At 66.4% G+C, this 18,550-nt stretch carries 17 protein-coding genes; 10 read left to right on the top strand and 7 right to left on the bottom strand.

The annotated features are described in order from the left end of the window. Positions 1-5 precede the first annotated feature (5 nt). On the top strand, positions 6-974 hold the full coding sequence (locus tag ACTIAO_RS08175) for a 1,4-dihydroxy-2-naphthoate polyprenyltransferase (RefSeq protein ID WP_441905793.1): 969 nt from the start codon (positions 6-8) through the stop codon (positions 972-974). Positions 975-977: 3 nt separating this feature from the next. Here ACTIAO_RS08175 and ACTIAO_RS08180 read toward each other — a convergent pair whose 3' ends face one another. The 3 genes from ACTIAO_RS08180 to fdhD are packed head-to-tail and all read right to left on the bottom strand — an operon-like array spanning position 978 to position 4,590. Beyond that, on the bottom strand, positions 978-1,313 hold the full coding sequence (locus tag ACTIAO_RS08180) for a DUF4229 domain-containing protein (RefSeq protein WP_441905794.1): 336 nt from the start codon (positions 1,311-1,313) through the stop codon (positions 978-980). A gap of 43 nt (positions 1,314-1,356) precedes the next feature. Further along, the gene (locus ACTIAO_RS08185) at positions 1,357-3,684 is read right to left on the bottom strand and encodes an FdhF/YdeP family oxidoreductase (protein ID WP_441905795.1); all 2,328 of its coding nucleotides are present in this window, start codon (positions 3,682-3,684) and stop codon (positions 1,357-1,359) included. Positions 3,685-3,708: 24 nt separating this feature from the next. Beyond that, complete coding sequence (gene fdhD, locus ACTIAO_RS08190; RefSeq protein WP_441905796.1) at positions 3,709-4,590, bottom strand: formate dehydrogenase accessory sulfurtransferase FdhD; 882 nt, start codon at positions 4,588-4,590, stop codon at positions 3,709-3,711. An 80-nt stretch (positions 4,591-4,670) separates the two neighbouring features. Between fdhD and ACTIAO_RS08195 the strand changes: the two genes are divergently transcribed. Genes ACTIAO_RS08195 through ACTIAO_RS08205 form a run of 3 tightly spaced genes read left to right on the top strand, consistent with a single transcriptional unit; the run spans position 4,671 to position 7,565 of the window. Next, complete coding sequence (locus tag ACTIAO_RS08195) at positions 4,671-5,018, top strand: PLD nuclease N-terminal domain-containing protein (RefSeq protein ID WP_441905797.1); 348 nt, start codon at positions 4,671-4,673, stop codon at positions 5,016-5,018. Further along, positions 5,015-6,685 carry a 2-succinyl-5-enolpyruvyl-6-hydroxy-3-cyclohexene-1-carboxylic-acid synthase gene (gene menD / locus ACTIAO_RS08200; RefSeq protein WP_441905798.1) on the top strand — a complete coding sequence of 557 codons (1,671 nt, stop codon included), beginning with the start codon at positions 5,015-5,017 and terminating at the stop codon, positions 6,683-6,685. The genes ACTIAO_RS08195 and menD overlap by 4 nt, the downstream gene beginning before the upstream one ends. Positions 6,686-6,710: 25 nt before the next feature. Then, positions 6,711-7,565: a polyphosphate kinase 2 family protein gene (locus tag ACTIAO_RS08205; RefSeq protein ID WP_441905799.1), complete on the top strand. Its 855-nt coding sequence runs from the start codon at positions 6,711-6,713 to the stop codon at positions 7,563-7,565. A 144-nt stretch (positions 7,566-7,709) separates the two neighbouring features. Here ACTIAO_RS08205 and ACTIAO_RS08210 read toward each other — a convergent pair whose 3' ends face one another. Further along, positions 7,710-8,978, bottom strand: coding sequence for an isochorismate synthase (locus ACTIAO_RS08210; RefSeq protein WP_441905800.1), 1,269 nt, complete (start codon positions 8,976-8,978; stop codon positions 7,710-7,712). 55 nt (positions 8,979-9,033) lie between these two features. Here ACTIAO_RS08210 and ACTIAO_RS08215 point away from each other — a divergent pair, with 55 nt between their 5' ends. From ACTIAO_RS08215 to ACTIAO_RS08230, 4 genes are read left to right on the top strand one after another with little or no spacing between them, the layout of a single operon-like run. Continuing rightward, the gene (locus tag ACTIAO_RS08215) at positions 9,034-9,648 is read left to right on the top strand and encodes a DUF402 domain-containing protein (RefSeq protein WP_441905801.1); all 615 of its coding nucleotides are present in this window, start codon (positions 9,034-9,036) and stop codon (positions 9,646-9,648) included. Between the two features lie 18 nt (positions 9,649-9,666). Beyond that, entirely contained in the window at positions 9,667-10,404 is a 738-nt protein-coding gene (locus tag ACTIAO_RS08220) for a class I SAM-dependent methyltransferase (RefSeq protein ID WP_441905802.1), read from the top strand. 21 nt (positions 10,405-10,425) lie between these two features. After that, positions 10,426-11,487 carry a polyprenyl synthetase family protein gene (locus tag ACTIAO_RS08225; RefSeq protein WP_441905803.1) on the top strand — a complete coding sequence of 354 codons (1,062 nt, stop codon included), beginning with the start codon at positions 10,426-10,428 and terminating at the stop codon, positions 11,485-11,487. Between the two features lie 51 nt (positions 11,488-11,538). Continuing rightward, the gene (locus tag ACTIAO_RS08230) at positions 11,539-12,912 is read left to right on the top strand and encodes an FAD-dependent oxidoreductase (protein ID WP_441905805.1); all 1,374 of its coding nucleotides are present in this window, start codon (positions 11,539-11,541) and stop codon (positions 12,910-12,912) included. Between the two features lie 98 nt (positions 12,913-13,010). Here the strand turns inward: ACTIAO_RS08230 and ACTIAO_RS08235 are convergent, their stop codons facing one another. From ACTIAO_RS08235 to ACTIAO_RS08245, 3 genes are read right to left on the bottom strand one after another with little or no spacing between them, the layout of a single operon-like run. Beyond that, complete coding sequence (locus ACTIAO_RS08235; protein ID WP_441905806.1) at positions 13,011-13,415, bottom strand: hypothetical protein; 405 nt, start codon at positions 13,413-13,415, stop codon at positions 13,011-13,013. Between the two features lie 44 nt (positions 13,416-13,459). Further along, positions 13,460-14,728, bottom strand: coding sequence for a serine hydrolase domain-containing protein (locus tag ACTIAO_RS08240; RefSeq protein ID WP_441905807.1), 1,269 nt, complete (start codon positions 14,726-14,728; stop codon positions 13,460-13,462). A gap of 19 nt (positions 14,729-14,747) precedes the next feature. Next, positions 14,748-16,037: a serine hydrolase domain-containing protein gene (locus ACTIAO_RS08245; protein ID WP_441905808.1), complete on the bottom strand. Its 1,290-nt coding sequence runs from the start codon at positions 16,035-16,037 to the stop codon at positions 14,748-14,750. A 102-nt stretch (positions 16,038-16,139) separates the two neighbouring features. On the opposite strand from ACTIAO_RS08245, the gene ACTIAO_RS08250 reads away from it, so the two are divergent. Together ACTIAO_RS08250 and ACTIAO_RS08255 are read left to right on the top strand one after the other, a co-directional pair. Beyond that, a complete protein-coding gene (locus ACTIAO_RS08250; RefSeq protein WP_441905809.1) occupies positions 16,140-17,891 on the top strand; it encodes a sensor histidine kinase in 1,752 nt (583 codons plus the stop codon). Then, the gene (locus ACTIAO_RS08255; protein WP_441905810.1) at positions 17,879-18,532 is read left to right on the top strand and encodes a response regulator transcription factor; all 654 of its coding nucleotides are present in this window, start codon (positions 17,879-17,881) and stop codon (positions 18,530-18,532) included. Before ACTIAO_RS08250 ends, ACTIAO_RS08255 begins: the two co-directional genes overlap by 13 nt. Positions 18,533-18,550 lie beyond the last annotated feature (18 nt).

An 18,550-nucleotide genomic window follows, 5' to 3' on the forward strand; every position in this document is an offset into this window, starting at 1 on the left:
CCAGCGTGGCAGCATCCTCAAAACGCAACTCATCGTCGGCGAAGCGCAAGCCGGTGCGCACCAGCGGAAACCCCGCCAGGCGCCCCGTCGTCGAGGCCCCTCCGGTCACCATCGGTGATTGGATCGGAGCCGCACGACTGCGCACGCTCCCGCTCGCCGTCGCACCCGTGGTCATCGGAACCGGGGCCGCGCAGCTCGTCGACCCCGAACTGCACTGGGCCATCGCGCTCGCGTGCCTCGCCGTCGCCGTCCTCCTGCAGATCGGCGTGAACTTCACGAACGACTACAGCGACGGCATCCGCGGCACCGACGCGAAACGCGTCGGGCCCGCTCGGCTCACGGCCTCCGGCCAGGTCGCCCCGCGCACCGTGCTCATCATCGGGCTTGCGTTCTTCGCGCTTGCCGCCCTCGTCGGGCTCGCGATCGTGATCCGCACCGGGCAGTGGTGGATGCTGGCCGTAGGGGCCGCCTGCATCATCGCCGCCTGGTTCTACACCGGCGGCAAGCGCCCGTACGGGTACATGGGGCTCGGCGAGGTCTTCGTCTTCATCTTCTTCGGGCTCGTCCCTGTGCTCGGAACGACGTGGGTCCAGGCATTCCACCTGCCGCTGGAGGCCTGGCTCGGCGCGGTCGCGGCGGGTCTGTTCGGCTGCGCGGTGCTGCTCGCGAACAACCTGCGCGACATCGATCAGGACCGCGAGGTCGGCAAGCGCACGCTCACCGTGACGATCGGTCGTCGCGCGACGAAGGTGCTGTACACGGTGTTCGTCGTGGTGCCGTTCGCGATCGCCGCGCTCATCGCACTGCTGTACCCGATCGCGTGGCTCGCGCTGCTGGCTCTGCTCGCCGGCATCCCGGCGGTCGTGATCGTCTGGTCGTACCGTCAGGCGCGAGAACTCGTCGTCGCCCTCGGGCTGACTTCTCTCACCGCTCTTGCGTACGCGGGCGCGCTGTACTGGGCGTTCGCCGCCTGACGCTCAGCTCGTGCTCGTCTGAGGGCTGTCGCTGGAGTCCGCTTCGGAACCCGGAGCGTCCAGCGCCGTATCCTCGGCATCCGCGTCCTGGAGGGCGACGCTTTGCCGACGCTCGCCGGCATGCGCTTCACGGCGCTCGTAGATCTCGGCCGATGCGCTGGACAGCGGCTTGCGCAGGAAGATGATCGAGACGCTGACGCCGATCAGCGCGGCGAAGATCACGGTGAAGTACCAGAGCTCGCGCATGATCGGGAAGAAAAGCCACATGATCGCCAGCGGAACGAGGAAAGCGAGGAGCCGCAATACGGTGTAGACGACGAGGGGCGGCAACTTCTTCATGCGTCAAGTGTAAGTCTGCTCCCTGATCACACCGCCACAGGGATCACACAGCCACAGGGCGGCCTCCCGCCGCGGCTTCGGCTCCCGGATCGATCCGCACGATGATCTGCTTCGAGGTTGGTGTGTTGCAGACATCGGCAACGGCACCGCGCGGTACGAGCACATTCGGCTCCGGGAAGTACATGGCTGCGCACCCCTTCGCTGTGGGGTACGAAGCGGCCCGATACCCGCGCAGCACGCGGTCCGGCTCGCCGGGCCACTCACTGAAGATGTCTACGGTCTGTCCGTCCACCAGACCCTGCTCCGTGAGATCGTCCGGGTGCACGAACACGACGAAGCGGCCCTTCTTGATCCCGCGGTAGCGGTCGTTCAGGCTGTAGATCGTGGTGTTGTGCTGATCGTGCGCGCGCATCGACTGCAGCAGCAGGCGGCCTTCGGGCACGGGGAACTGCTCGGTGTGCTCAATCGTGAACTGCGCCCGGCCTGTCGCGGTCGGGAACGTCCGGGAGTCACGCGGCGGATGCGGGAGCACGAAGCTCTTCTCTTTGCGCACCCGTTCGTTGAAGTTCTCGAAGCCGGGGATCGTCCGTGAGATCGCATCGCGGATGGAGTCGTAGTCCCGCTCGAAGCCGAGCCAGTCGATGTGCGGATGAGTGCCGCCCAGCACGCGATGGCCGAGCCGTGCGAGCACCGAAACGTCGGAGAGCAGATCTGGCGCCACCGGCGAGATCTCGCCGTGGCTCATGTTGATGCGGCACACGGTGTCTTCGGAGGTCACGAACTGCAGGCCGCTCTCCTGCTCGTCGCGCTCGGCCCGCACGAGCACGGGCAGCAGAAGAGATTCCTTGCCCGTCACGATGTGCGAGCGATTGAGCTTCGTCGCCACCTGGACGGTGAGATCCACCTGGCTGATCTGGTCCTCGGCGCGTCCGGAATCGCTGATCGCGGCGACAAGATTTCCCGCCATGCTCAGGAACACCTTGATTTTCCCGGTCTCCATGGCGTTCATCGCGTCGACAGAATCGAGTCCCGGTTCCGTCGGCACGGTGAATCTGAACTCGTCCTCGAGCGCGGTGGCGAATGCGGGTGAGATCTTCTCCCAGACGCCCATCGTTCGATCGCCCTGCACATTGCTGTGGCCGCGAATCGGCGAGGCGCCAGCGCCCTTCTTGCCGATGTTTCCCTTGAGCATCAGTAGGTTCATGATCTCGGCGATCGTGCCGACGGCCTTCTTGTGCTGAGTGATGCCCAGGGCCCAGGTGATGATCGTCGCATTGCTGTGGATATAGCGCTGCGCGAGCTCGTCGATCTCGTCGCTCGTGAGGCCGGTCTCCTCGAGTACCTCTGCCTCATCGACCTGCATGATGTGTGCGCGGTACTCGTCGAAGCCGTGGCAGTGCTCCGAGATGAAGTCGTGGTCCAAAACTGTGCCGGGGGCAGCATCCTCTGCTTCGAGCACGCGCTTGGCAACCGCCTGGATCAGGTGCATGTCTCCGCCGATGCGAATCTGCACGAACTGATCTGCCATCTTCGTGCCCTTGGCCACCTCGCCCGAGACGGTCTGCGGGTTCTTGTAGCGCTTGAGCGATGCCTCCGGCAGCGGGTTGACCGCGACGATCTTTCCCCCGCGGGTCTTGGTGTCTTCGAGTGCATTGAGCATGCGCGGATGGTTGGTCCCGGGGTTCTGGCCCATCACGATCACCAGTTCTGACCAGGCGAAGTCGTCGTAGTGCACCGTGGATTTGCCGATGCCGATCGAGGGCACCATTCCTGACCCGGTTGCTTCATGGCACATATTCGAGCAGTCCGGCAGGTTATTCGTGCCATAAGCGCGGGCGAAGAGCTGCAGCAGATAAGCCGGTTCATTCATGATGCGACCGGATATGTAGAACACCGCTTCATCGGGGGAGTCCAACCCGCGCAGCTTCGCGGCCAGCACGTCGAGCGCCTCGTCCCATGACACCGGCTCGTAATGGTCGGAGCCGGCACGCTTGTACATGGGCTTCGTGATGCGGCCTTGCATCCCGAGCCAGTATTCACTCTTGTCACGCATGCTCGACAGGCTGTTCTCCTGCCAGAACGCGTCTTCGATGACGACGGGAGTGGCATCCCAGACGATGTTCTTCAGACCGTTCTCGCAGAACTCCAGCGTCTTGGAATGATCTGGATTCGCCCACGCGCACGAGGGGCAGTCGAAGCCCTTCTTCTGGTTGATGGTGAGGGAGACCTTCGCGGTGCGCAGGGTGCCGAGGTGCTCCTCGGCGGGAAGCATCGCCTTCTCGACGGCTTCGATGCCCACGGCGTAGTCCATCGGCTTTCCGACTTCGATGTCGGCCTCGCGGAAGTCCTGCTTCAGTGACGAATTCCGCATGTCGAGCTCCCTTTCGAGGATCGGTCACATTGTGGCTGGGGATAGTGATGGGGTGCTGCTCGCATCAGACGCGGACAGAACGACGCGCTCGGCGTGCGAGTACACGTTCATCGTTGCGCCCCGCAGGAATCCGACAAGCGTCAGGCCGGATGATGTCGCCAGTTCCACGGCGAGCGATGACGGAGCAGACACGGCGGCGAGGATCGGAATCCCGGCCATGATCGATTTCTGCACGAGCTCGAAGCTCGCGCGTCCCGACACCATCAGGACGCACCCCGTCAGAGGGAGGCGATCGTTCAGCACGGCCCACCCGACGACCTTGTCGACGGCGTTGTGGCGCCCGACATCCTCGCGCAGCACGAGCAGCTCGCCGGTTGCCGCATCGAAGAGCGCCGCTGCGTGCAGCCCGCCGGTCTTGTCGAAGACCGCTTGCTGGGCACGCAGGGCATCGGGGAAGCCGGCGAGGGCGACAGCATCCACTGCCGCGTCGTCCGCCGCGACGTCATAGGACGAAACCGTCTCGACCGCTTCGATCGAGGCCTTGCCGCACATGCCGCACGAGCTGGTCGTGTAGAAGTTGCGGGCGAGCTGCGGATCGGGCAGCGCGACTCCGGGCGCGAGTGCGACATCGAGCACGTTGTAGGTGTTCTCGACACCACCCGTGCCAGGGCCGCCGCAGTGGATCGCGCTGAGGAAGTCCGACCCGGAGGCGATGACCGCCTCTGAGACGAGAAAGCCCGCAGCCAGCTCGACATCGTGCCCCGGCGTGCGCATCGTGATCGCGAGCGGGGTGCCGGCCACGCGGATCTCGAGCGGTTCTTCGACGGCGAGTGTGTCGGACCGGCGCACAGAGCTGCCGTCCGCCGTGATCTTCACGACAGGATGCCTCGTGGTGATCCGGCCCATGTCGGTCATGCTAGCGCGTGATCTTCGCTCCCGAGATCGGTGGCGAACCATGGCGCGGATAAGCCGCTTAGACTGAAGAGGTGGCGAGAGTACTGATTGTCGGGGGCTTCCTGGCCCTCGTTTTCTGGGTGTTCAGCATCGTGGACTGCGCCGTGCAGCCGGCGACGCGGCACCGCGGTGTGCCCAAGGGCGCCTGGATCGCCATCGTCGTCCTTATTCCTGTGCTCGGCGGAATCCTGTGGTTCGTCATCGGGCGGCGTCGTCGCAGCGACGGTGAGGCCGTGCGCTCTCTCGCGCCGGACGACAACCCCGAGTTCCTGCGGACCCTCGGGAAGAACGAGCAGGATGAGCGCATCCGCCGTCTCGAAGAAGAACTCGCGCGCCTCGACGACGAGACCGACGGCCCCGCCGCGGACTCGCGTTCATGACCTCATCGCCCGCTGCGGATGCCGCGGCATCCCTGCTCGTCGAGCTCGTCGAGAACGGTATCCGTGATGTCGTGATCTCTCCGGGGTCGCGCTCGCAGGCGTTGGCGCTCGCCGCTGTGCACCTCGCCCGGCAGGGCGTCATCCGCGTGCACGTTCGCATCGACGAGCGAGTCGCAGGCTTCACAGCCCTCGGCCTTGCCCGCGAGACCCGGGTGCCTGCCGCGGTGATCTGCACCTCCGGCACGGCCGCCGCGAACCTGCTGCCCGCAACGATGGAAGCCTTCCACGCCGGCATCCCGCTCCTCTTGCTCACCGCAGATCGGCCGCCGGAACTGCGCGGCGTCGGCGCGAACCAGGCGACGATCCAGCCCGGGATGTTCGGCGCCTTCGTGCGGTGGCAGCGCGATGCGCCGGTTCCCGGCGACGGCTCCTGGGCGGGCCTCGGTCGCGAGGCGGTCGCCGTGGCGATGGGGGCGGATGCTGGTGCCACGGCGCTGCCCGGCATCGCAGGCCCCGTGCACCTGAATCTGCCCACGCGTGAGCCGCTCTCCGGGGTGCTTCCCGCTGATCTCGGTGTCATCGCCGGTGACGCACCCGCACCGGATGCCGCCGACTCGCTCGTCCTGGAACGCGGACCTCGCACGATCGTCGTGGCTGGCGCTGATGCGGGGGCTGCAGCGGAAGAGATCGCGCACGCCGGATCCTGGCCGCTGGTCGCCGAGGTCGTCAGCGGCTCACGGTTCGGCCGGCACGTCGTGCACGGCTACCGCGAGCACCTGCGCAACGGTGAGCTCGGTGGACGGATCGAACGCGTCATCGTGCTCGGGCATCCGACCCTCAGCCGTGAGGTCACCGCGCTCCTGCGGCGCGACGACGTCGAGGTCATCGCCGTGCGCTCGGGTGGCGAGGCGCTGAACCTCAACGGGAGAACACACGCCGCGGCATCCGTTGTCGCAGGCCCGGGTACTGCCGACCGCGACTGGCTGGGTGCGTGGATGCGGGCATCCGCAGCATCCGTCATCGACCTCAGCGAAGACGCTCCCGATCAGGACGGGCTGAACTCGAAGGACTTCGCCGCACGACGCGATGCGGTACGTGCCGAACTCGACGCGGTGCGCCGTCCGCTCGATCGCGAGCTGCTCGTCGACGCCGTCTGGCGGGCGACCTGGCCGCACGACCGGCTGATGTTCGGGTCATCCCGGCTCGTCCGCGTCGCTGACGCCGTGCTCGGCGGCAAGAAGGTCCCCGTGCACGCGAACCGCGGGCTCGCCGGCATCGACGGCACGATCGCCACGGCCCTCGGGATCGCGATCGCGAGCCAGGCCGACGGCGCCGCCGGAATCACCCGCGTCCTGCTCGGTGATCTCGCATTCCTCCACGATGTCGGATCTCTCCTTCTGCCGCCGGATGAACAGGAGCCGCGCATCCAGGTCATCGTCGGCAACGACGGCGGCGGGACGATCTTCGACTCCCTCGAGGTCGCGGACTCCGCCCCGCGCGAGGACCTCGATCGCGCCTTCTACACACCCCACAGCGTGCAGCTCGAGCAGCTCGCGCTCGCCTACGGCTGGGACTATCAGCGCATCACCACGCGCACCGCGCTCGACCAGGCGCTGACATCGCCCGTCGGCGGCCGTCAGATCATCGAGGTTCCGCTGGAGCGCTGAGCGGATGCTGGGGCAGGATGTACCCATGAGCAAGCGAGGGTGGACCGGCGAGGCGACCGAACTTTTGCGCGTGCGGGAGGGATTCCGCATCGATGACGTCGACCCGGGCAGCCACCCCGGTTACGACGGCGACAAGAAACAGGGCGAGAAGGACCTCGCGGTCGGCATCGAGGCCCTCAGCGAACTGCAGGAGAGACTGTTCGCAGAGAGCCGTGCGGGGGTAACGACCGACTCCGTGCTGCTCGTGCTGCAGGCGATGGACTCCGCGGGCAAGGGCGGCATCGTCCGGCACGTCGTCGGCGGCGTCGATCCGCAGGGCGTTGCGCTCGCCGCATTCAAAGCGCCGACGGCCGAGGAGCTCGAACACGACTTCCTCTGGCGCATCGAGAAGAAGCTGCCCGAGCCCGGCTTCATCGGCGTCTTCGATCGGTCGCACTACGAGGACGTGCTGATCGGTCGCGTTCGTGAGCTCGCCCCGGCTGACGAGATCGAACGACGGTACGACGCGATCAACGAATTCGAGGCGCAGGTTGCGGCATCCGGCACGCGCATCATCAAGGTCATGCTGCACATCTCGCCCGCCGAGCAGAAAGAGCGCCTCACGGAGCGGCTCGAGCGCCCCGACAAATACTGGAAGTTCAACCCCGGTGATGTCGACGAGCGGATGCTGTGGCCGCAGTACATGCAGGCATATCAGACGGTCTTCGACCGCACATCCACCGAGCAGGCGCCCTGGTACGTGGTGCCCGCGGACAGCAAGTGGTACGCGCGCCTCGCCGTGCAGGAACTGCTGCTGACCGCGCTGGAGCACATCGATCCGCAGTGGCCGGCCGCCGACTTCGACGTCGAGGCCGAGAAGCGCCGCCTCGCCGCGACCTGACCCCCGCCCCGCCCGTCCCTGACACCGGTCCCTAACACGCCCGGTCCCTGACCCCCGCGGGCCCTGACCCCCGCGGGCCGTTGAGCGAGCGAAGCGAGACGAAACGGACTGAGCGAGCGAAGCGAGTCGAAGTCTCCCCGCCCCCTACGCCAGCGCGTCCACCAACGGTCGGAACTTCACCCGCGTCTCCAGTAACTCCGTCTCCGGGTCGCTGGCCGCCACGATCCCCGCACCCGCGTAGGCGGTGACACCGATGGCATCCGGCCGGGGAGTGAACTGTGCGCACCGCAGCGCGATCGCCCATTCACCGTTGCCGTCACCGTCGATCCAGCCGACAGGGCCGGCGTAGCGTCCACGGTCGAACGGTTCGATCTCCGCGATCGCAGCGACGGCTGCGGCGGTCGGGGTTCCCGCGACAGCGGCGGTCGGATGCAGCGCTCCGACCAGGTCTAGTGCGGATCCGCCGTCTGTCAGCTCCCCTTCGACGTCGGTGGCGAGGTGGAACAGGTTCGGCAGCTTCAGCAGGAACGGCTGCTCGCTCGACGCCATCGCCCGCACATGCGGTTGGAGCGACAGCAGGAGCGACTGCACGGCGTACTGGTGCTCGTCCATGTCCTTGGTGCTGGTGGCGAGGTGCGCCGAGGCAACAGCATCCTGATCGGGATCCGCGCCGCGCCCGATGGTGCCCGCCAGCACGCGAGCGGTCACGGTGCGATCCTGAACGGTGACGAGGGTCTCGGGGCTCGCGCCGATCATCCCGTCGACCGCGAACGTCCAGGTGTCGGGGTAACCGGTCGACAGGTCGCGAACGAGGCGGCGCAGGTCGGAACCCGCCGGGATCGTCCCGGCGAGATCACGGGCGAGTACGACCTTGCTGACCTCACCGTTGCCGATGCGCGCAAGCGCCGCGCGCACCGATGCCTGATATCCCTCCGGTGTCTGGGCGCCCGGGCCCACGGTCCCGGCCCAGTGCGGCCCGTATTCGCAGGGCTCGAGCGTGGCGTCGGGACGATCCTGCGGCAGATCCTCGCCCGCCCGCGCGATGCGTGTGATCCAGCCGCGCCCCTGATGTTTGCCGAGGATGACCGATGGAATGGTCAGGATGCTGTCGGCAGGCGAATTCTCGTCGAAGGTGAGCGCACCGAATCCGACGAGGCCCGTGCCGGGCAGGCCTACAGAGTCATCGACCTCTGCGGCATTGGCGAGTTCACGCCACGCGTCGGCCATGATCGCGGCGCGCAGCCGTGACTGTCCAGCGGGAACGCGGATGGATGCCGGCGTCCCACTGCCCACGGCGACGATCCCGTCTTCGCGTCGAAGCCACACGAGCGGGTGATCGGGGTCCGCGTACGCGAGGAGGTCTTCGACCGGATCGAATTCTCGGGTCTGCACGATCAGGCGAGTGCTGCTCACCGCTCTAGCTTATGCGGACTGACGCACGTGACCGGCTCGGTCATAGAGTGAGCGGATGAGCGCTGCACGTCCCGCCCCCGGCTCCGAGATGGTCTTCCAGTGGCGCAAGTGGGACGACTCACCGCACTGGCGTCATGAGTGCGTGTATCTCGGAACGGACGAGTGGGGCGACTGGATCGGGCAGCCGATCGGCTGGCGCAGCGAGCGTCCGGGCGCCCGCTTCGCCGCGGACACACCGAGCAACGTGACCCTGGTGCCGGCGATCGATCACGTCGGCAGACGGAACAAAGTCACCCTGGTGCCGCCGGGTGCCGACTACACGCTGCGGGTCAATCGGGATCATCCGAATGGCATGCGTGTCTACATCGATCTCGGCTGGGACATCCGCTGGAGCGACGACAACCCGACTCTTGTGACCGGCATCGATATGGACCTCGATGTCGTCCGTGTCGAGGGCGACCGCGGCACCTGGGTCGACGACCGCGACGAGTGGGCTGAGCACAGCATCCGATACGGCTACCCGGCGGACGTCATGGCGCGCCTCGAATCGCTCGCGCTCGATCTCGAAGAGCGGGTGCGCGCACAGGTCGCGCCCTTCGACGACGCGACCGCAGATGCGTGGCTCGACCGACTCGAAGCGCTGGGGCTCGACAGATCTCCCGGGCGCTGACAGATCTAGACTGGAGGGATGAGCCAGCCCAACCGCGCCGATCTCGGCCGCGACCCTGCGCGCGTGAGCGGCATGTTCGATCAGGTGGCCGCCGGCTACGACCGCACGAACACCGTGATGACGTTCGGTAACGACGCCTTCTGGCGCGCGGCGACGACCCGTGCGGTGGCGCCGAAACGCGCCGAGCGCATCCTCGATCTCGCAGCGGGGACAGCATCCTCTTCGGCATCCCTCGCCGCAAGCGGCGCCGACGTCGTCGCGGCCGACTTCTCGCCGGGGATGCTCGCCGAGGGCGAGCGCCGACACGGGCATCTGAAGAACTTGAGCTTCGTCGAAGCGGATGCCATGAACCTGCCGTTCGCCGATGACGAGTTCGACGCCGTGACGATGTCTTACGGGCTGCGCAACGTCCAGCAGCCGAAGAAGGCGCTTGCTGAGCTGTTCCGTGTCACCAAGCCGGGCGGACGACTGGTCATCAACGAATTCTCCACACCTCCCGGCACGGTGTTCCGGGGCCTGTACCGCTTCTACAACGCTCAGGTGCTGCCGCGCGTCGCACGGATGGCCGGCACCAACGGCGACGCCTACGACTATCTCAACGAGTCGATTCGGGATTGGCCGGATCAGAAGAAGCTCTCGTCGTGGATCCGAGAGGCGGGCTGGTCGAACGTCGAATACCGCAATCTCTCCTTCGGAATCGTCGCACTTCATCGAGCTGTGAAACCGGTGTCCTCACCGGTGACGAAGCGTGCGTGAGCCACGGGTAGGGTGGACACCGTGACTTCGAGCCCCGCTGCCTCGGGTTCGCGCCTCGCGAACCGCCTCGGCTTCAGCGACCGCGTGTTCGTCGGGCCCGCTGCCCGCCGCGTCGCTCGGCAGATCGAAGACGGCCTCGACCTCGTTGAGAGCGGCATGGCCGAGGAGCTGCGCGTTGCCGACTCGATCGCCGACGCATCCGCACGCTACCTGTACGAGGCCGGCGGCAAGCGCATCCGGCCCGTTCTCACGCTGCTGACCGCGCAGCTCGGCGACGGGAACACTCCCGCGGTGCTCGACATCGCCAGGGCGCTGGAAATCACCCACCTCGGCTCGCTCTACCACGACGACGTCATGGACGGTGCCGACCGTCGACGCGGGGTGCCGGCCGCGCACGCGGTGTGGGGCAACAACGTCGCCATCCTCACCGGGGACATCCTCTTCTCGCGCGCCAGCCAGCTCATGGCACGCTACGGCGATCGGGCGATCAAGCTGCAGGCCGATACGTTCGAGCGGCTCGTGATGGGCCAGCTGCACGAGACGCTCGGGGCCCAAGCGGGCGATGACCCGATCGAGTTCTACATCCAGGTGCTGGCCGACAAGACCGGCTCGCTCATCGCGGCAGCGACCCAGGGCGGGGCGATCTTCTCGAATGCTCCGACCGAGTACGTCGAGCCGCTCCGGTTGTACGGCGAGAAGGTCGGCATCGCGTTCCAGCTGCTCGATGACGTGATCGACCTTTCGGCGAATCCCGAAGAGACCGGCAAGGTCCCCGGCACAGACCTGCGTGCGGGTGTGCCCACCATGCCGTACCTTTTGCTGAAGGCAGAGCCGGATGCCGCAGCCATCGAACTCGCCGTACGCATCGACGACGGCGTAGAGCGCATCGCCGCGGGAGAAGATGCGCTGATCCTCGATCAGCCCCTCGCGGAGCTGCGGGATCACGCCGTCACCCAGAAGACGCTCGACCTGGCGCGCTCATGGACACGCGATGCCATCGACGCACTGTCACCGCTCCCCAAGGGTCCGGTGCGCGACGCGCTCACGCGCTTCGCCCAAACTCTTGCAGACCGCAGCAGCTGATCCGCTCCACCGCCGATCGCATTCATCGCTGCAGCATCCGAAAGGACAACAATGACCAAGCTCAGGCTGGCCATCGTCGGGGCGGGCCCCGCCGGTATCTACGCGGCAGACATTCTGCTGAAGACCGAGCGCTCGTTCGACGTCTCCATCGACCTGTTCGAGCAGCTTCCTGCTCCCTACGGTCTCGTGCGCTACGGGGTCGCCCCCGATCATCCGCGCATCAAGGGCGTCATCAACGCTCTGCGCGACGTGCTCGACCGCGGTGATATCCGCATCTTCGGCAACGTGCGCTTCGGTGAAGACATCACGCTCGAGGACCTCAAGAAGCACTACAACGCCGTGATCTTCGCCACCGGAGCGGTTCGCGACACGAACCTGGACATCCCAGGGATCGACGCTGAGGGATCATTCGGTGCGGCGGACTTCGTGAGCTGGTTCGATGGGCACCCCGATGTGCCGCGCGAGTGGCCGCTGGATGCGGAATCGGTCGCGGTGCTCGGCAACGGCAACGTGGCACTCGATGTTGCGCGCATGCTCGCCAAGCACGCCGAGGACCTGCTCCCCACGGAGATTCCCGAAAACGTCCACGCCGTGCTCGAGGGCTCGAAAGTCACGGACGTGCACATCTTCGGTCGACGCGGCCCCGCTCAGGTGAAGTTCACGCCGCTCGAACTGCGTGAGCTCGGAGACCTGCGCGACGTCGACATGGTCGTGTACGACGAGGACTTCGATTACGACGAGGCATCGATCGCGGCGATCGCCAGCAACAAGCAGGTCAAGGTCATCGACCGCATCCTGCAGCAGTGGCGCACGCGCCCGTCGGTGAATAACGCCGGGGGCGAAGCCAGCCGACGGCTGCACCTGCATTTCTGGGCAAAGCCCGTCGAGATCAAGAAGGACGCAGACGGCAAGGTTGCAGCCATCGTCTACGAGCGGACGCAGTCCGACGGCTCCGGCGGCATCCTCGGCACCGGTGAGCTGCGTGAGATCGCGATCGGGCAGATGTACCGGGCGGTCGGCTACTTCGGCTCGCCGCTCAAGGACGTTCCGTTCGACAAGAAGCACGGCGTGATCCCGAACCGTGAGGGCCAGGTCATCGCCAAGGACTCCAACCAGCGTGTGCCGGGTATCTACGCCACCGGCTGGATCAAGCGCGGACCGGTCGGCCTCATCGGCCACACCAAGTCCGATGCGATGGAGACCGTGCAGCACCTCGTGAACGACCAGGGCTCCTGGTGGGATCCGGCCGATACTTCTGAGGCGGCGATTCCCGCTCTCCTCGAGTCGCGTGGGGTCCAGTGGACCGACCTCGAGGGCTGGCATCGACTCGACGAGCACGAAGTCGCACTCGGTGCACCTCAGGAGCGGGCGCGCGTCAAGGTCGTCCCCCGTGAAGACATGGTGCGCATCTCGCGCGGCGAGTAGCAGCTCGCGGGTCGTTGAGCGAGCGCAGCGAGACGAAACGGGTTGAGTAGCAGCCCGCGGGTCGTTGAGCGAGCGCAGCGAGTCGAAACCTGCGCCCGTCACTCCGCCGCAGTCACCTCGACCGTGAAGGTCACGGACTGGTCGCTCGTCGCGTTGTCGAGCGTCACTTCGGTCTCGCCGACTTTGAGCGCCGTCAGGCCGGGGTTGAACTGGGCGCTGCCGTCATCCTTTCCCGGGGTGAACGCGACGATCGATGAATCCGTGATGTCCGCGGTCCAATCCAGATAGGTTTCGTCGTCTCCCGTGAGGTCGATGACGTTGCCTTCGCCCACCTGGACCGTCGTGCCCTCGATCTCGTTGATGTCGACGATGACCGGTGGGATCGTGCCCGTTGAATCGCCGCCGGGGGCGTCAGACGACGAGCATCCGGCGAGGAGGGAAGCCGCACCGATCGCAAGGGCGACAATCCCGGTACGAACGAGCGAATGACGGTGACGGCGCATGACGGCTTTCTCCAGTTGTGGTGCCCCCAGCATAGAGGTGCGGCTCAGCCTGCGGGAGGCGTTTCTGGTGCGGCGGGATTGCTGGTGGGCACGACGGATGCTCCGTAAAGGGCGGCGATGATCGTCTTGGCGACGACGACGGCTGCTGTCTCACCATCGACGGGGGAAGCCGAGAGGTTCGCCCCGACGATGATCGTGTCACCGGTGTCGTTGTTGTAGACCATGAACGTGGAATAGCCGGGGAGCTGGCCGTCGTGGCCGAGGATGCCGGGGGCGAACTGCGCGATTCCGAGTCCGTAGCCGACGCCGCCGGTCTGACCGGCGACCGTGGGCTGCACGCTGTCCAGGCGAATCTGCTGCATCGTGTCATCGAGCAGGCTGCCACCTACGAGTGCTTTGACATAGACGGCGAGATCGTCCGGAGTCGAGATCGCGCCTCCCGCGGTCCAGGCCCAGGAGGGGTTCGCGTCCGTCTGATCGATCGGTGCGAGAGTGCCATCGAGCGCTGCCGGAAGCTGGTCGGCGGGAACAGCATACGAATCGATCGTCTCCCGGTTGGTGCCGAACTGGTAACCCTGCGCGTGCGGCGAGCCGATCGCCGCATCCGAGGGCTCCGGGAGGGACGTGTTCTTCAGCCCCAGCGGCTCGAATATTCGCTGTTGGAACGCATCGGATGCCGACATGCCGGTGAGCTGCTCGATGACGAGACCGAGCAGCACGATGTTCGTATTGCTGTACTCGTACTGCGCACCCGGGGCGAAGTTCGCGGGATACGCGAAGGCGATCGCGAGCAGCTCGTCCGGCGTCCAGACCTTCTGCGGATCCTTGTCGAGAGTCGCATTGAACGCGGGGTCGAACGAGTAGCTGACCAGTCCGCTGCGCATCTCAGAGAGCTGCGCGATCGTGATGTTGTCGCCGCCCGGCACGTCGGGGCGGAACTTCGAGATCGGATCGTCGAGCGAGAGGCTGCCCTCTCCCACCAGCTGCAGGATGACGGTCGACGTCATCGTCTTCGTATTGCTGCCGATGCGGAAGAAGTCATCCATCGACATCGGCACCGATTTGCCGAGCTCGGCCGTGCCGAAGGTCGCAGACCAGTCGCCCTTCTCCGGAGAGAGGATCTTCACGACGACCCCGGGGATCGCATTCTGCCCCATGACCTCGGGGATCTTCTCCTCCAAGGTCGCGGCATATTCTGGCGCGGCATCCGTCGTCGACGGGCCAGGGGCTGCGGGGCTCGTGGCACTGCATCCGGTCACGATCAGCATGGCGCTGACGGCGACCGCCAGCAGAGCCGTGGAGTTCTTCATCATCTCTGAGGTCCTGGATGTGTCAGTGGGCCGGGGCGGTCGTGGGTGCTGGTGGGGGATTCTCGGGCACGATGCCAGCGGCGAGTTGGGTCGCAAGCGTTGCGGCGTAGTTCTCCAGGCTCCCGTTCCACTCGTCGGCGGTATAGCTCGCAGGTCCCGGCACGATCGAGACGGAGACCGTCACGGAACCGAGGGGTGATTGCGCCTCGGGCAGGGTGGCGACGGCGGCCTGGTAGCCGCCGAAGAGCGGGGTCTGCATCACCCAGTCGCCGCGGAGGAACACCCCGAGCCCGTAGGTCCATTCCTTCGTCAGCGTGTGACATGAACGGCATCCGTCGAGCGGGGCGCCGAAGCCGACGAGGTCTGTCGAGATCATCGCCTGGTGCGACTCGTCACTGAGCAGCTCTCCGCGCCCGACGATGGCGTCGAAGCTCGAGGTGATGTCATCGATCGTGGTCGTCTCGATCGCGCCGTGCGGAAGCGTCCACGACGGGTTCCAATAGGTCGAGTCTTCGAAGATGCCGCGCTCCGCGGTGAAGCCGTGGACGACGGGGTGTGGAATCCGAGCGGTGACGTCGGCGACAGTGCCGTCGAGCGACAACGGCTCGAGGACGTACTTCTCGACGAGCTCGGCGAGTGTCTTGCCACTCTCCGCCTCGAGCACGTGGGAGAGGATGATGTAGCCGGCGTGCGAGTAGTCCCAGTTCTCCCCCGGAGCGAAAAGGCGAGGGCTTGCCGCACTGTAGGCGAGGAGCTCTTTCTCGGTCCATGCGCGGAAGGGGGCCGCCGCTTGAGCGGTGAGGAAATCCGGGTTCGCGACATGATCGGGGTAGCCCGAGGTCATGGATGCCAGCATCCGAGGCGTGGCCTGATCGCCACCGGGCAGATCGGGCAGCCAGCGCGCGATCGGTTCGTCGATATCGATCAGGCCTTCGTCAGCCATTGCGAGCATGGTCGCCGCCACGTACATGATGGCGACGGCTCCATTGCGGAAGCGACCATCCTCGGTGACGGGGAACCCGGTCATCGATTCGCCATATGTCACGGTATCGATGACGCGACCGTCGACCATCACTTGGGCAACGAGCGAGGTGAACTGCTTCTGCTCGAATTCCTGCTCGGTGAGGTCGGTCAGCAGCGTGCTGATCGCTGTGTCCCCGGCTGTCTGAGCTGTCGATGCCGGCACGTCCTCTGCGACGCCAGCACCCGTGCATCCGGTCAGCGCGAGGGCCGCTGCGAGTGCGAGGGCTGCGCCCGCACGTAGTGCGCGACCTCTTTTTCTGCCGACCGAAGACGCACGTGGAGAGCCCATGTTCGGTAGCGTATGCACCGCGGCGGAGAGCGAATAGAGACCTAGGTCGCCAGAATTGCGTAGGGTGCGAACGCACACACTTCCACGGCGGGGGACCTCCAGATGAGCACGGGCGCGAGCGCACCGATCCGGCGATCCTTCAATCGCGCGCTCTTCGTGATCCTGTGCGCGGGAGTGCTGCTCGATACGGTTCTGGTCGCTTTGCTACCCCTTCATGGTCCGCTCGGCCCGGTGCTCGCACTCTTCCCGATCAACGTTCTGGTCTATCTCGGCGCGGGTGTTCTCGCCTGGCACTACCGCCCGAGCAATCGCATGGGAGCGCTCATCCTGCTCACCGGCGTCTGGATGCTCTTCGGAGGACTGGGCAACACCGATGTCACCCTGCTCGCTGCGCTCGGCACCATCGCCGGCAGTATGCCGCTTGCCGGATTCGTGCACCTGCTGCTGGCATTTCCCGCAGGTCGTGTGAGGGGAGGAGTCGCACGCGCGACGGTGATCGCCGCGTATGTCACGTCGTTGATCTTGCAGGCCCCGCGCTATCTGTTCGGATCGGATGCTGGGGTTCCCGGCCTCATGATCGCCGATGTCCCTGTGCTCGAGCGATGGGGCGTGATCGTGCAGGAGACGGTCGGTTTCCTGGTCCTGACGAGCACCATCATCGTGCTCGTGGACCGGTTGCGCCGTTCCACGATCGTGGAACGGCGTGTCTTCGTGCCGCTTTACGGGTACGGAATCGTCGCGCTGGCCGTTTTGCTCTTCGCCGCCCGTATCCTGCGGCCGGTGCTCGGCTGGGCACCGACGGAGGTGGCGGCCCTGCAGCTGGTGGTGTTCTGCGGCGTGCCGATCGTGTTCGTGCTCGGCACGCTGCGCGGAGGCGTGGCACGAACCGGTGAGCTGGAAGAGCTCGGCATCTGGCTCGGCGAGGTCGGCAGCGTCAAGCCGGCGATCGGTGCGGCTCTGTCGCGTGCGCTCGGCGACCCCACACTGGAGGTGTGGTTCTGGGTGCCGGCTCGCGCGGGCTACGTCGACACCGAGGGGCTCGAGGTGACCACCGAACGCCAGCACGCGCATCGCATCGTCGAGACTGTCGAACTCGATGGGCGCAGAATCGGTGCCATCTCGTGCGATATCGCGCTCATGGCCGAACCGGGTCTGGTGCGCACCGCTGGCCGCGTCGTCGCGATCGCGCTTGACCGTGAGCGACTGATCGCTGAACTCCTCGCGAGCAGTCGTGCGCTGCAATCATCGCGTGAGCGGCTGGTCGAAGTTGCTGACCGTGAGCGTCGCCGTATCGCCCAGGACCTGCATGACGGGTTGCAGGCGCAACTCGTACTCCTGGCATTGGAAGCGCAGCAGATCGCCCACATCGGCACGGACGAAGAGGCGGTGCGCGAGCGCGCCACCGAGCTGCGCCGGGGAATCGACGCAGCGGCGTCGGGCCTGCGCGAGGTGGTGTACTCGGTCATGCCGGCCGCGCTCTCCCAGCGCGGGCTGTCTGCCGCGGCCGAGGATCTCGTTGATCGGATGCCGGTGCCGACGACCCTCGACCTGAACGTTGCCGACAACGAATGCTCACCGGTCGTTGAGAGCACCGCGTACTTCGTGGTGGCCGAAGCTCTGGCGAATGCGGTCAAGCACGCACACGCCGGTGCGATCGCTGTGCAGCTCGGCCGAGACGGCGATGTTCTGCACGTCGAGGTGCGAGACAACGGCGATGGGGGAGCGCGGGTCGGTCGTGGCTTCGGCCTCACCGGCATGGTCGAGCGGGTGGAAGCACTGGGTGGCGTGGTGCACATCGAGAGCGCGGATGGCAGGGGCACGACAGTGCGAGCGGAGATCCCATGCGGGTTGTGATCGGAGAAGACGAGGCTCTCCTGAGGCGGGGGCTCGAACTGATGCTGGGGGATGCCGGGTTCGAAGTCGTCGCCGCGGCGGCAGATGCCCCCGCGCTCGAGCGCGCCGTCGAGGAACAGCGCCCGGATCTCGTGGTGACGGATATCAGGATGCCCCCGAGCTTCACCGATGACGGTCTCCGAGTCGCACTGCGCATCCGCGCCCAGCTGCCGCAGACGGCTGTGGTGGTGCTCTCGCAGCACGTGCAGCGCAGGTACGCTGTCGAGCTGCTCTCCGGACAAACCGGCGGTATCGGCTACCTCCTCAAGCAGCGCATCGCCGACGTCGATGAGTTCCTTGGCGATCTGCGCCGCGTCGCTGAGGGTGGGACAGCGATCGACCCTGATGTCGTCGCGGTGATGGTCTCTCGAGCGAGCAGGTCCGATTCGGCCGTGGGGGGGTTGACCGCTCGACAGCAGGAGGTGTTGTCGCTGATGGCGGAGGGACGCAGCAACGCATCGATCGCCGGACGGCTCTTCCTCACGGAGAAGGCTGTCGTGCAGCATGCCTCACGCATCTACGACGCGCTCTCGCTGGCCGTCGATTCCGACGCGCACCGCCGTGTGCTGGCGGTTCTGCAGTACTTGAATCGCGAGAGCTGAACACTCCAGGGCCGATCT

It is taken from the genome of Microbacterium sp., assembly GCF_052099035.1.
In the GTDB taxonomy this organism is placed as follows: domain Bacteria; phylum Actinomycetota; class Actinomycetes; order Actinomycetales; family Microbacteriaceae; genus Microbacterium.